Here is a 12,950-nt window from a genome sequence, read left to right as displayed (position 1 = left end):
TATTGTTAAAAAATTTAAATATGGTCAACATACTGTTATTTTAGAAACGGGAGCAATTGCACGTCAGGCAACTGCTGCAGTTATTGCAAGTATGGATGATACTACTGTTTTAGTAACTGTTGTTGCAAAAAAAGACGTTAAAGAAGGGCAAGATTTTTTCCCATTAACGGTAAATTACCAAGAGCGTACTTATGCAGCTGGTCGTATTCCCGGTGGTTTTTTCAAACGTGAAGGTCGCCCATCTGAAAATGAAACCTTGATTGCACGTTTAATCGATCGTCCTATCCGTCCTCTCTTTCCTGAAGGCTTCTATAACGAAATTCAAATAATCGCAACAGTATTATCGGTTAATCCTCAAATTAGCCCAGACTTAGTTGCAATGATTGGTGCATCTGCGGCATTAACCCTTTCAGGTGTGCCATTTAATGGCCCTATTGGTGCTGCTCGTGTTGGTTTCATCAATGATCAGTTTGTTTTGAATCCAACAATTAGCGAACAACGCATGAGTCGATTAGATCTTGTTGTAGCTGGAACAGATAAAGCGGTCTTAATGGTTGAATCTGAAGCAGATATTTTAACTGAAGAACAAATGTTATCAGCGGTTGTTTTCGGTCATCAACAACAACAAGTGGTCATTCAAGCTATTAAAGAATTTGCCGAAGAAGTTGGTCAGCCACGCTGGGATTGGGTTGCACCTGCAAAAAATGAAACCTTAATTAACCAAATTAAAGAATTAGCAGAATCTCGATTAGGCGATGCTTATCGTATCACTGAAAAACAAGCTCGTTATGCTGAAGTTGATGCAATCAAAGCTGACACTATCGCTACTATTTTAGAAAATAATCAAGATGAAACCATTACTGAAGGTAAAATCATTGATATTATTCATGAATTAGAAAGCCAAATTGTACGTAACCGTATTTTAAATGGTGAACCTCGCATTGATGGTCGTACTGTTGATACCGTTCGTGCATTAGATATCTGTACTGGTGTTTTACCTCGTACTCACGGTTCCGCACTTTTCACTCGAGGGGAAACTCAAGCATTAGCGGTTGCAACGCTTGGAACTGAGCGTGATGCCCAAATTCTTGATGAATTAACCGGGGAATATACAGATCACTTTTTATTCCATTATAACTTCCCGCCTTATTCAGTAGGGGAAACAGGTATGATCGGTTCACCAAAACGCCGTGAAATTGGACATGGTCGTTTAGCGAAACGTGGTGTTGCTGCGGTGATGCCAAAATTATCTGAATTTCCTTATGTAGTACGTGTGGTTTCTGAAATTACTGAATCTAACGGTTCTTCCTCAATGGCTTCTGTTTGTGGTGCATCTTTAGCATTAATGGATGCTGGTGTACCAATTAAATCTGCCGTTGCTGGAATCGCAATGGGGTTAGTTAAAGAAGAAGATAAATTTGTTGTTCTTTCTGATATTTTAGGCGATGAAGATCACTTAGGTGATATGGACTTTAAAGTCGCTGGAACACATTCTGGAATAACTGCATTGCAAATGGATATTAAAATTGAAGGTATTACACCTGAAATTATGCAAATCGCTCTTAACCAAGCAAAAAGTGCAAGACTACACATTTTAGGTGTTATGGAAAAAGCGATTGCAGCACCTCGTGCTGATATTTCAGATTATGCCCCTCGTATTCATACGATGAAAATTGATCCGAAGAAAATTAAAGATGTTATCGGTAAAGGTGGTGCTGTAATTCGTGCGCTAACCGAAGAAACAGGTACTTCAATTGATATTGATGATGATGGTACAGTGAAAATTGCTGCAACCGATAACAATGCCGCTAAATCTGTGATGTCTCGAATTGAGGAAATTGTTGCAGAAATTGAAGTTGACCGTGTCTATACAGGTAAAGTCACTCGTTTAGCAGATTTTGGTGCATTTGTTACAGTATTAGGTAATAAAGAAGGCTTAGTGCATATTTCTCAAATTGCAGATGAACGTGTTGAACGAGTAGCAGATTACCTAACGGTAGGGCAAGAAGTATCTGTGCGTGTTGTTGATATCGATCGCCAAGGTCGCATTCGCTTAACAATGCGAGATATTCAACCAACAACTACCACTGAAACAAAATAATACAGTTGTCTTTTTTGTAGCATACCACAAGGTATGCTACCTTTATTTTGCTTGTTTGGGACAGTAAGACAACTGAGGTTATCGAAATAGCCTAATTAACCTAAACAACAACGGCATAACTTGAATATAGCCGTAACTGGGGGAATTGAAATGACAGCTAATTAGATTTTCTAATTATGCCGAAATTTTAACTGACATATTTTTTATCTTGCAAAACACTTGCTCAATCTACTTACAATGCTATTGCAATTTTTACTATCGTAAATTGCTCTCTTTTTGAGTGTCGTTTTGTTCAACTTGAATACCAGTTAAATACTGATTCAATCCTAAAATCATACCAGCTTAGCTGGAGTAAATAACTGAGAATACTTTTATTCTTTTTTGAGACTTACATGACAGAAAAAACTATTACTTTTAATCAACTAGGGTTACCACAACCATTATTAAATGCAGTAAGCGATTTAGGTTTTACTACACCATCACCAATTCAACAAGCCTGTATTCCACACTTATTAGCAGGTAAAGATGTTTTAGGTATGGCTCAAACTGGTAGTGGTAAAACAGCAGCATTTTCATTACCACTCTTATCTAAACTTGATACCACTCAAAAATTTCCACAAATGTTAGTCATGGCGCCGACCCGTGAATTAGCAATCCAAGTTGCAGATGCTTGTGAAACTTTCACCAAATATTTGCCTAACATAAAAATTGCTACACTTTATGGTGGGCAACGTTATGACATTCAATTAAGGGCTTTACGCCAAGGGGTACAAGTTGTTGTAGGAACACCGGGACGTATTTTAGACCATATTCGCCGTGGTACATTAGATCTCTCTGCCCTAAAAGCGATTGTTTTAGATGAAGCTGATGAAATGCTACGTATGGGATTCATTGAAGATGTTGAAACGGTAATGGCACAATTACCGAAACAGCATCAAACCGCACTTTTTTCAGCTACGATGCCAGAACCAATTCGTCGCATTACTCGCCGTTTTATGCACGAACCAGAAGAAATTAAAATTCACTCAACCCAAAAAACCTCACCAGATATTACTCAATCGTATTGGCTAGCACACGGTTTTCGTAAAAATGATGCTTTAATTCGTTTCTTAGAGGTAGAGTCTTTTGATGCAGCAATTATTTTTACTCGCACGAAAACAGGCACTTTAGATATAACTAATCTACTTGAAAGACATGGATTCCGTGCCGCTGCACTCAATGGTGATATGACTCAACAACTTCGTGAACAAACATTAGATCGTTTACGTAACGGCAGCCTTGATATTGTCGTTGCTACTGATGTTGCTGCTCGAGGAATTGATATTGAACGCATCAGTTTAGTTATCAACTATGATATTACTTTAGATGCAGAATCTTATGTTCACCGCATTGGGCGGACAGGGCGTGCAGGACGTGCAGGACGTGCGATACTTTTTGTTGAACCAAGAGAACGCCGTTTACTACGCAATATTGAACGTTTAATGAAAAAAACAATTGATGAAGTACAATTACCAAATCATGAAATATTGCAACAAGTTCGCCGTGAAAAATTCCGTCAACAAATAACTAAACAATTAGAACATCACGATCTAGAACTTTATCGTAACCTGCTAGAAGAACTCTTTACTGCAGATCAGGATCAAGAAGAAATTGCTGCCGCAATGATGATGTTATTACAAGGTAAACAAAAATTAATTCTACCACCAGATCCAACACCAAAACCGTTGCGTAGAGAAAAATCAGAACGCCGAGAAAACCCACGCTCAGCAGAAAGACGAGGTGCAAACCGCCAAGCCAATGGTAATATCCAACCAATGGATTTATATCGGATTGAAATTGGTCGTGCAGATGGTATTGAAGTACGTCATATTGTTGGTGCCATTGCAAACGAAGGGAATATCAGCAGCCGATACATTGGTCATATAAAATTATACGACACTCATTCAACTGTTGAATTACCTCAAAACTTACCAAAAGATTTGTTACGTCATTTCCAAAAAACTTGGTTACTTAACAAACAAATGCAAATGAGCTTGGTAAGTTTAGCCTCAAATCATCATGAAAACCGTGATGAATACGAGTTTAGTGCAAACAAAAAATTCCGCACTGAACGTGGTAATAAACGTAAAAAAAGCCAACCTGAATTTAAAACACGTAACGGTAAACGTACTTTCCAAGAACGCCGTGAACGTCGTTTTTAGTAGAGAAAAACTATAAATGGAACTGCAAGGGCAAAAGGAAAGAGATCTCGCTTTTATGCGACAAGCTTTAATCCTAGCAGATAAAGCCGAACAACAAGGTGAAATTCCTGTTGGAGCATTATTAGTCGATTGCCAAGGGAATATTATTGCACAAGGTTGGAATCAATCTATTGCCCTGCATGATCCAACGGCACACGCCGAAATTATGGCGTTACGTCAGGCAGGCGAAAAACAACAAAATTATCGCCTGACTGATTTAACCCTGTATGTCACCTTAGAGCCTTGCCCTATGTGTGCAGGAGCTATTTTACACAGTCGGATAAAACGTTTAGTTTTTGGTGCCTCAGATTATAAAACAGGGGCTGTTGGTTCACGTTTTGATTTATTTAATGATTTTCGTATGAACCATTATCTTGAAGTAGTTTCTGGAATCTTAGCTAACGAATGTAGCGAAAAAATCAGCCATTTTTTTCAACGACGTCGAGCTGAACAAAAACAAGCACGTCAATTGGTTAAAAATAAATCACCATAAACTAAATTAATTTATCTAATCAATTTTTAGCGAATTAATTACGAAAAAAGATTTTCATTAAAATTTTTTTATATTAAATTTACATTCTAAGCTAATAATTTAATCAAGGTTTAATCTATGTGCCAATTGCTAGGAATGAATTGCAACACCCCTACTGATATCGTTTTTTCATTTGAAGGTTTTCGCCAACGTGCAGGAATTACAGATTGCCATTCAGATGGTTTTGGTATTGCTTTTTTTGAAGGAAAAGGTGTTCGTGTCTTTCGAGATGACAAACCTTGTAGTTCATCTCCTATTGCAGATTGTGTAAAACAATACCATATCAAATCTTTAAACGTTATTGCCCACATTCGTAAAGCAACATTTGGTGCGGTAAATTTAGAAAATACTCACCCTTTTATTCGTGAAATTTGGGGAGAAAATTGGGTTTTTGCACATAACGGCAATTTAACCACACTACCCGATATTAGTCAGTGCCGAGCCCAACCGATAGGTACCACTGATTCAGAAACAGCTTTTTGTTATATGGCAGAAAAACTCAAACAAAAATACCATCGGAAACTGAGCGAAAATGAAATTTTTGATTCAGTTTATGAGATCAGCCAAGAATTAAGCCAACTAGGTACCTTTAATTTTATTCTCTCAAATGGAGAATTCATGATTGCACATTGTTCAACTAACTTACACTATATCACTCGCAAAGCACCTTTTGGAAAAGCATTTCGAGTTGATGATAACGAGGTTATTGATTTTAATGATTACGCTAAACCCGATGATCGAGTAACTATTATTACGACATTCCCAATTACTAAAAATGAAACTTGGACTAAAATGGAACACGGAGGCTTTGTATTGTTTAAAAACGGAATTAAAATCCGTGAAATATTAGGAATCAAAAAAGATATTGAAGATGATGGTACATTAGGGAATAGAACTTATTAAAACAAAAATTAGCTTTTAATATATATTTCAATTTATTTACGATATTTAATAATCCCTTTCTAAACCTGAAAAGGTAATCTTAACTAAGGATTGACACTGATTTAAAATCAGCTTCAATCCTTTAATTTTAGTCAGCTATTTTTTTGATTAAAAACACACAACTTAGCCAAGTTATCCTAGAAAGCTATACTATTTTAAACTTCCCACCATATCTTCTGGACGAACCCACAGATCGAATTGCTCTGGTGTTACAAAACCGAGATTAATCGCTTCTTCACGTAAAGTAGTACCATTTTTATGTGCAGTTTTCGCAATTTTAGCCGCTTTTTCATAGCCAATATGAGTATTTAATGCTGTTACTAACATCAATGAATTTTCTAACTGCATCTGAATTCTTGGATAATTTGGTTCAATCCCTTTTGCACAATGCTCATCAAATGAAATACAAGCATCTGCTAACAGTTGGGCTGATTGTAAAAAGTTAGCCGCCATAACTGGTTTAAAAACATTTAATTGGAAATGCCCCTGACTACCAGCAAACGAAATGGTCGTATCATTCCCTAATACTTGGGCACAAACCATTGTTAAAGCCTCACACTGAGTAGGATTAACTTTCCCCGGCATAATTGACGAACCGGGTTCATTTTCAGGAATTAAAATTTCTCCAATCCCCGAACGTGGTCCAGAAGCTAATAAACGAATATCACTCGCAATTTTAAATAATGATACAGCTAATTGTTTCAAAGCACCGTGTGTTTCAACAATCGCATCGTGAGTAGCTAAAGCCTCAAATTTATTTTCAGCAGTAATAAAGGGTAATCCTGTAAATTTAGCAATATATTCAGCTACTTTAAGATCATAGCCTTTCGGAGTATTTAATCCCGTACCAACGGCAGTACCACCTAGTGCTAATTGTGCAAGATGAGGTAATGTATTTTTTAATGCCTTTAAACCAAAATTTAACTGGGCTGCATAAGCTGAAAATTCTTGCCCCAAAGTTAATGGCGTAGCATCCATTAAATGGGTTCTACCAATCTTCACAACGTGAGTAAAAGCTGCAGCTTTATCTGCGAAGGTTTTTTGCAAACGTGATATTGCTGGAATTGTTGTTTCTACTACTTTTTTATAAGCCGCTATATGCATAGCCGTAGGATAAGTATCATTTGATGACTGAGATTTATTCACATCATCATTTGGATGAATAATACTTTTTTCGCCAAGTTTTCCACCATTTAGAACGTGAGCACGATTTGCAACAACTTCATTCACATTCATATTAGATTGAGTACCTGAACCCGTTTGCCAAATCACTAGTGGGAATTGATCTGCTAATTTTCCAGCTAAAATTTCATCACAAGCTAACCCTATTAGATCTCGTTTTTCTTGTGAAAGGACACCTAAATCATAATTTGCAAAAGCTGCTGCTTTTTTTAAATAGCCAAAAGCTTCAATAATTTCTGTTGGCATTGAAGCAGATGCACCTATTTTAAAATTGTTGCGTGAACGTTCTGTTTGAGCCGCCCAATATTTATCTGCTGGTACTTTTACTTCGCCCATCGTATCATGCTCAATCCGAAATTCCATAAAAAACTCCTTATAGGGTAAATAGAAACCCAATAAGTTTAGCACTGCAAAAGACTAAATTTAATGCTTATTAAGAGAAAACTTTATTTTTTTGACTAAGATCACAAAATAATAACTTTATGATTTTAATAAGAAAATCAGGTCCTAGACTTTTTATTCAAAAAGGATCTCACTTTATTTTTAGATAGAAAAAAGCCATATTCTTAGCAAAGAATATGGCTTTTCATCATTTCAGAAAATTAGATCATAATTTTAGCAGGAATACGGTAGCCTTGAGATACCTCAGCTTTTTGTTCAAAAGTAACATATTCCCACGCATCTTGATTTGCTAATAGAGTACGTAATAATTTGTTATTCAATCCATGTCCTGATTTATACGCAATAAAGGCACCAATGATATTATGCCCTGCCATATAAAGATCACCGATTGCATCAAGTAGTTTATGGCGTACTAATTCATCTTTAAAGCGTAAACCTTCTTCATTGAGAATACGATAATCATCTAATACTATCGCATTATCTAAACTACCACCTAAAATTAAGCCTTGTGATTGTAAATACTCAATATCTTTCATAAAGCCAAAAGTTCTTGCTCTACTAATTTGTTGAATAAAGGCTTGAGAGGAAAAATCAAGTTGGTAATGTTTAACTTTATCACTAATCGCTGGATGTGAAAAATCAATGGTAAAATCTAAACTAAAGCCATCATAAGGCTTAAATTCAGCCCATTTATCGCCATCTTCAACACGGATAGCCTGTTTTACACGAATAAACTTTTTCGCCGCCTCTTGCTCCTCAATACCTGCATCTAGCAATAAATAAACAAAAGGACTAGCACTTCCATCCATAATTGGCACTTCAGGTGCATCTAATTCAATAATAATATTATCAATACCTAAACCTGCTAATGCTGAATTTAAATGCTCTACCGTAGAAATACGTATCCCATCATCATTTACCATACAGGTACAAAGCATCGTATCCCGAATAGAATTAGGATCGGCACTAAAAGACACCACAGGCTCTAAATCAGTACGACAATAAATGACACCTGTATTCACAGGTGCAGGACGTAAAGTTAAAGTAACTTTCTGCCCGCTATGTAAACCTATTCCAGTTACTTTTACGCTCTGTTTCAAGGTTCTTTGTTTTATCATATTTATCTCCAGTTACTTTACAGCAACCACGTTTTATTAAATTTTGCTAAAAACCAATTTTTAATCTGCTTGATTACGCATAAATGTTGGAATTTCACGAATATCAAAAATTTCTTCTTCAAGTGATGCTTTCTTAGCGGTATTACCCACTGTCATTGCACTTAATCCTGATACTGAATAACCGCTATTTTCTTGTTGAGAAAATACAGCTGTTTTAGTTATAGCTGAAGCATCACTCATTTTTGGCATAATTTTGATCTGCTCTTTACTTTCTTTCGTACCAATACCTGTTGCTACGATAGTAACACGAATCTCATCACCAAGTTCAGTATCTAAACTTGTTCCAACTACGACAGTCGCTTCCTCAGAAGCAAATTGTTTTACCGTATTACCAACACATTCTAATTCATCTAAAGTGAAGTCTTCATTTGCGGTAATATTGACCAAAACCCCTTTCGCACCAGAAAGGTCAATATCTTCAAGCAATGGGCTAGCAATCGCTTCTTGTGCCGCTTTTTCAGCACGTCCACTTCCTACTTCACCTTTCGCTACCCCCGTTCCCATCATCGCATATCCCATTTCGGACATTACGGTTTTAACATCAGCAAAGTCAACATTAATCATACCCGGTGAGGTAATCATATCAGAAATACCACGAACCGCATTTTTTAAAATATCATTAGCAATCGCAAAAGCTTGTAATAAAGAAATTTTATTGCCTAAAGCTTTACTTAATTTTTCATTTGGGATAATAATCAATGAATCAACATGTTTAGAAAGTGCTGCAATGCCTTGTTCTGCCAACATCATACGTTTTTTACCCTCAAAACCAAAAGGTTTAGTAACAACTGCAACAGTTAAAATACCTAACTCTTTTGCAATTTGAGCAACAACAGGAGCAGCACCAGTACCAGTACCACCGCCCATACCAGAAGCGATAAATACCATATCTGCACCTTCCAGCATAGTTCTCAATTGATCTTGATCCGCTTCAGCAGCAGCACGTCCAACATTGGGATTTGCACCAGCACCTAAACCCTTGGTTGTTTCCCGCCCGATTTGAATAGTATTTTGGGCTTTATTTTTGCGTAATGCCTGTGCATCAGTATTAACAGAGAAAAAATCTACACCTTCTATTTCAGATTCTATCATATGGTTAATTGCATTACCGCCACCACCGCCAACACCAATTACCTTGATTACAGCATCTGGCATTATATCGTATTCTACTGGTTCAAACATATTCATACTTATTCTCCGTCATAGTGAGGATTGATTTTTTATCCATAAATAGGGGTTATTTTAATCTAATTTTCAAGTTTTCTCAAAACTTAGACCATACTTTATTTTAAAAACTACCTTTAATTATTCGGAAAATTTCTTTTCCAAAGTTTTTTAAAGATTTTTTTGATAATTCAGTACTTTTCGTACCACTTATTCCATCATCATCGCTATGATGATAACGATATTGCAATAAACCTAATACAGTTGCATTTTGCGGTTTATTCACGTAATCGGTTAAGCCCGTGATATTTAATGGTGAACCTAAACGAACTTGAATCTGGGAACCAAAAGTTTCATTTGCACGTTCCACAATACCTTTTATCTGAGCCCCACCACCTGTTAATACAATCCCAGCGATTAAATCCGAAGGAATCTTTTTAGCTTGTAATTCTTGTTTTAATTCGGTTAATTCTTGTTTAACCCAACCTAACATTTCACCATAACGTGAACCAATAATAAGAGAGAGATCCGCTTTTTTCATACTACGGGGTGGACGTCCGCCAATGCTTGGTACACTAATCACTTTTTTTGGTTCTAAATAATCATACTGTTCATCATCTTGACGATAACTCAGATCAATTGCACAGCCATAATTGACTTTAATATTTTCAGCATCAGTGCGAGATGTTACTATCCCTTGTGCAACATCGTTGGTTACAATATTGCCAGCATAAGGAATAACCTTGGTATAACGTAAAGCTCCATTGGTATATACCATAATATCCATAGTGCCACCGCCAATATCAACTAAGCATACACCTAATTCTTTTTCTTCTTCGCTTAACACCGAATAAGAGGATGCTAAACCTGAGAAAACAATTTGATCCACTTTTAAATTGCAACGTTCTACAGCTTTTTTTAGATTAGTTAACCAATCCTGATGGCAGGCAATCAAATGTGCTTGTGCTGTTAAGCGCATTCCCTGTAATCCTAATGGGTTTTTAATATTAACCTGTTTATCCACCGCATATTCTTGAGGTATAACATGTAAAACAGTTAAGCCATCACCAATTTTTACCGAGCGAGCAACATTCATCGCATGATCAATTTCATCCTGAGTAACTTCGCCATCAGGTAATGAAGCTTGCCCACTTTCATTTAAACCGACAATATGTTCACCTGTAATCGCTAAAGTAACACTACTGATCTGACAGTCACTAACCGATTCAGCGGCTTCAACAGCACGTTGAATTGAATGCACCACCGCATCTAAATCAGTAATACTGCCTTTATTAATACCTTTTGAGGGGCAATTACCAACCCCTATAACATTAATCACACCATCAGGTAAGATTTCACCAACGACTACAACTACTTTTGAAGTGCCAACTTCTAACCCAACAAAAGGTTTTAAATCTCCCGTTTTAGCCATAATCCACTCTCAATTCTATACGCTTAAATTTCTATCCCTATTCCGAGTTAGGTTCAACAATATCCTTAAAACCTACCGCTATCCCGTCATTATAACGTAAATCTACATAATCAATTTTTTTATGTTCAGGAATTTCGATATGAGGATAAATTGTAACAAAACGTACAATTTTATCTCTCCATTCATCACGCCCAACATGTAAAATAATACCATTAGCAAGTGTAATCTGCCACGAATCTCGTTCATCGACTGACAGTGCTACAGGTTTAATTTCATTTTGATGCAAATCTTTAGCAATCTGTTGCCATCGAGTTAATACTTTTTTACGTTGAAAATCAGGGCCAGATAAATCGGGCAAGAATAAATCCTGTTGTTTTTCTTTTGGTAAGCTAAAAATAGTACCTTCACTGGTAAGAAATAAGTCATTATCTAATTGTTCAGTATTCCATCTAGCTACTGGTGTATATTCATCAATCTGAATTAATAACCGATCTGGCCAAATTTTACGTACCACAACCTTTTTTATCCAAGACAACCTTTCTAGCTGTTGTTGAATTTCTTGAATATCTTGCCCAAAATAACCTTTTAAAGGTCGAATTTTACCTAAAGCAGAGCGAATATCTTCTGCTTTGGTATAAGTCGGCTCGCCTAATAATGCAAAAGATGATAAAGGTTGTAGATCTAACTTATCAGCCAAGAATTGGCGATCTTGGTAGCCAAGCATGATCGCAATTACTAACGCACAGAAAAAAAGTGGTTTAAACAACGACCAAAATCTAACGCTTTTTTCTCGTTTCCGTTCTGCTTGCTGATAACGCATTGCCTCCTACTCCGTGATACTCAAAGCTAATACTTTAGTAACAAGCTGTTCAAAACTATACCCTTCTACTTTCGCTGACATCGGGAATAAACTATGGCTTGTCATTCCCGGACAAGTATTTGCTTCAACCAAATAAAACTTCCCAACAGCATCAGTCATTACATCAATTCTTGCCCAACCTCGACAACCGAGAATATCAAACGCTTTTTTAGCTAATTGTCGTAGTTCTTGCTCTTTTTCTTCACTCAAACCTGCAGGGCAAAAATATTGTGTATCATCAGCGATATATTTAGCGTGGTAGTCATAAAAATCCCCAGCAGGCTTAATTCTCACTGCCGGCAAAACCTGTTTATCCAATACAGGCACACTAAATTCTTCGCCAGCCAACCATTTTTCAATCAGGACAGTTTGATCATACTGCAATGCAAAATCTACTGCTCTAGCAAGTTCTTCAACTTTATTCACTTTTGTTAAGCCGATACTTGAACCTTCTAAAGATGGCTTAACCATAACGGGTAAACCTAATTTTTCAATCACTTTAGCAGCATCAAGTTGTGAACGATTTTCTAGTGTTACCACTTCCATTTCTGCAACGGGTAAGCCAAACGCATGCCATAGCATTTTAGTACGCAATTTATCCATACTTAAAGCTGATGCCATAACACCACAACCTGTATAAGGAATGCCTAATTGTTCCAATAAGCCTTGTAAAGTGCCATCTTCCCCACCTCGTCCATGTAAAATATTAAATACACGGTCAAAACCTTGCTGTTTTAACTGTTCAATAGGGAAATTTTGCGTATCAATTGCCGTTACATTAAAGCCTTGATGTTGTAACGCTCGTAAAATTGCTTGTCCAGAATTGAGTGATACCTCACGTTCTGCTGACGTACCACCAAATAAAAGTGCGATCTTTTCTTGTTTTAATTGTTTAATTTTTTGTTCCATTTTATGTCC

Annotated in this window: 10 protein-coding genes (1 of these 10 only partly in view); 4 read left to right on the top strand and 6 right to left on the bottom strand. The window is 36.6% G+C overall.

All coding sequences use genetic code 11. The features are described 5' to 3' along the window. The 4 genes from pnp to CEP47_RS01950 form a co-directional block, all read left to right on the top strand. Positions 1 to 2,101 carry the 3' portion of a polyribonucleotide nucleotidyltransferase gene (pnp, locus tag CEP47_RS01965; RefSeq protein ID WP_261919660.1) on the top strand. The gene continues 8 nt to the left of window position 1, outside the view, so only the last 2,101 of its 2,109 coding nucleotides appear in the window; its start codon lies beyond the left edge, outside the window; the stop codon is at positions 2,099 to 2,101. A 392-nt stretch (positions 2,102 to 2,493) separates the two neighbouring features. Next, on the top strand, positions 2,494 to 4,302 hold the full coding sequence (locus tag CEP47_RS01960) for a DEAD/DEAH box helicase (RefSeq protein WP_261919661.1): 1,809 nt from the start codon (positions 2,494 to 2,496) through the stop codon (positions 4,300 to 4,302). A gap of 16 nt (positions 4,303 to 4,318) precedes the next feature. After that, on the top strand, positions 4,319 to 4,834 hold the full coding sequence (gene tadA / locus CEP47_RS01955) for a tRNA adenosine(34) deaminase TadA (RefSeq protein WP_261919662.1): 516 nt from the start codon (positions 4,319 to 4,321) through the stop codon (positions 4,832 to 4,834). 117 nt (positions 4,835 to 4,951) lie between these two features. Continuing rightward, positions 4,952 to 5,776 carry a class II glutamine amidotransferase gene (locus CEP47_RS01950; RefSeq protein ID WP_261919663.1) on the top strand — a complete coding sequence of 275 codons (825 nt, stop codon included), beginning with the start codon at positions 4,952 to 4,954 and terminating at the stop codon, positions 5,774 to 5,776. 189 nt (positions 5,777 to 5,965) lie between these two features. On the opposite strand, the gene fumC is transcribed toward CEP47_RS01950, so the two are convergent. The 6 genes from fumC to CEP47_RS01920 form a co-directional block, all read right to left on the bottom strand. After that, positions 5,966 to 7,360, bottom strand: a complete 1,395-nt coding sequence (fumC, locus tag CEP47_RS01945) for a class II fumarate hydratase (RefSeq protein WP_261919664.1) — start codon at positions 7,358 to 7,360, stop codon at positions 5,966 to 5,968. A 239-nt stretch (positions 7,361 to 7,599) separates the two neighbouring features. Beyond that, positions 7,600 to 8,517 carry a UDP-3-O-acyl-N-acetylglucosamine deacetylase gene (gene lpxC, locus CEP47_RS01940; protein ID WP_261919665.1) on the bottom strand — a complete coding sequence of 306 codons (918 nt, stop codon included), beginning with the start codon at positions 8,515 to 8,517 and terminating at the stop codon, positions 7,600 to 7,602. 60 nt (positions 8,518 to 8,577) lie between these two features. After that, positions 8,578 to 9,759 carry a cell division protein FtsZ gene (gene ftsZ, locus CEP47_RS01935; RefSeq protein WP_261921008.1) on the bottom strand — a complete coding sequence of 394 codons (1,182 nt, stop codon included), beginning with the start codon at positions 9,757 to 9,759 and terminating at the stop codon, positions 8,578 to 8,580. A 106-nt stretch (positions 9,760 to 9,865) separates the two neighbouring features. Beyond that, a complete protein-coding gene (gene ftsA, locus CEP47_RS01930) occupies positions 9,866 to 11,173 on the bottom strand; it encodes a cell division protein FtsA (RefSeq protein ID WP_261919666.1) in 1,308 nt (435 codons plus the stop codon). A 37-nt stretch (positions 11,174 to 11,210) separates the two neighbouring features. Next, entirely contained in the window at positions 11,211 to 11,993 is a 783-nt protein-coding gene (locus tag CEP47_RS01925; protein ID WP_261919667.1) for a cell division protein FtsQ/DivIB, read from the bottom strand. A gap of 6 nt (positions 11,994 to 11,999) precedes the next feature. Beyond that, positions 12,000 to 12,941, bottom strand: coding sequence for a D-alanine--D-alanine ligase (locus tag CEP47_RS01920; RefSeq protein ID WP_261919668.1), 942 nt, complete (start codon positions 12,939 to 12,941; stop codon positions 12,000 to 12,002). Positions 12,942 to 12,950: the final 9 nt, after the last annotated feature.

This window comes from Mergibacter septicus (genome assembly GCF_003265225.1).
Classification (GTDB): Bacteria; Pseudomonadota; Gammaproteobacteria; order Enterobacterales; family Pasteurellaceae; genus Mergibacter; species Mergibacter septicus.
Note: the sequence above shows the minus strand (reverse complement) of the source record. Positions and strands in the feature narration are given on the sequence as shown.

Excerpts from the sequence above, each read along its gene's own strand:
- CEP47_RS01960 (WP_261919661.1), top strand. The coding sequence starts at position 2,494 with ATGACAGAAAAAACTATTACTTTTAATCAACTAGGGTTACCACAACCA.
- tadA (WP_261919662.1), top strand. The coding sequence starts at position 4,319 with ATGGAACTGCAAGGGCAAAAGGAAAGAGATCTCGCTTTTATGCGACAA.
- CEP47_RS01950 (WP_261919663.1), top strand. The coding sequence starts at position 4,952 with ATGTGCCAATTGCTAGGAATGAATTGCAACACCCCTACTGATATCGTT.
- fumC (WP_261919664.1), bottom strand. The coding sequence starts at position 7,360 with ATGGAATTTCGGATTGAGCATGATACGATGGGCGAAGTAAAAGTACCA.
- lpxC (WP_261919665.1), bottom strand. The coding sequence starts at position 8,517 with ATGATAAAACAAAGAACCTTGAAACAGAGCGTAAAAGTAACTGGAATA.
- ftsZ (WP_261921008.1), bottom strand. The coding sequence starts at position 9,759 with ATGTTTGAACCAGTAGAATACGATATAATGCCAGATGCTGTAATCAAG.
- ftsA (WP_261919666.1), bottom strand. The coding sequence starts at position 11,173 with ATGGCTAAAACGGGAGATTTAAAACCTTTTGTTGGGTTAGAAGTTGGC.
- CEP47_RS01925 (WP_261919667.1), bottom strand. The coding sequence starts at position 11,993 with ATGCGTTATCAGCAAGCAGAACGGAAACGAGAAAAAAGCGTTAGATTT.
- CEP47_RS01920 (WP_261919668.1), bottom strand. The coding sequence starts at position 12,941 with ATGGAACAAAAAATTAAACAATTAAAACAAGAAAAGATCGCACTTTTA.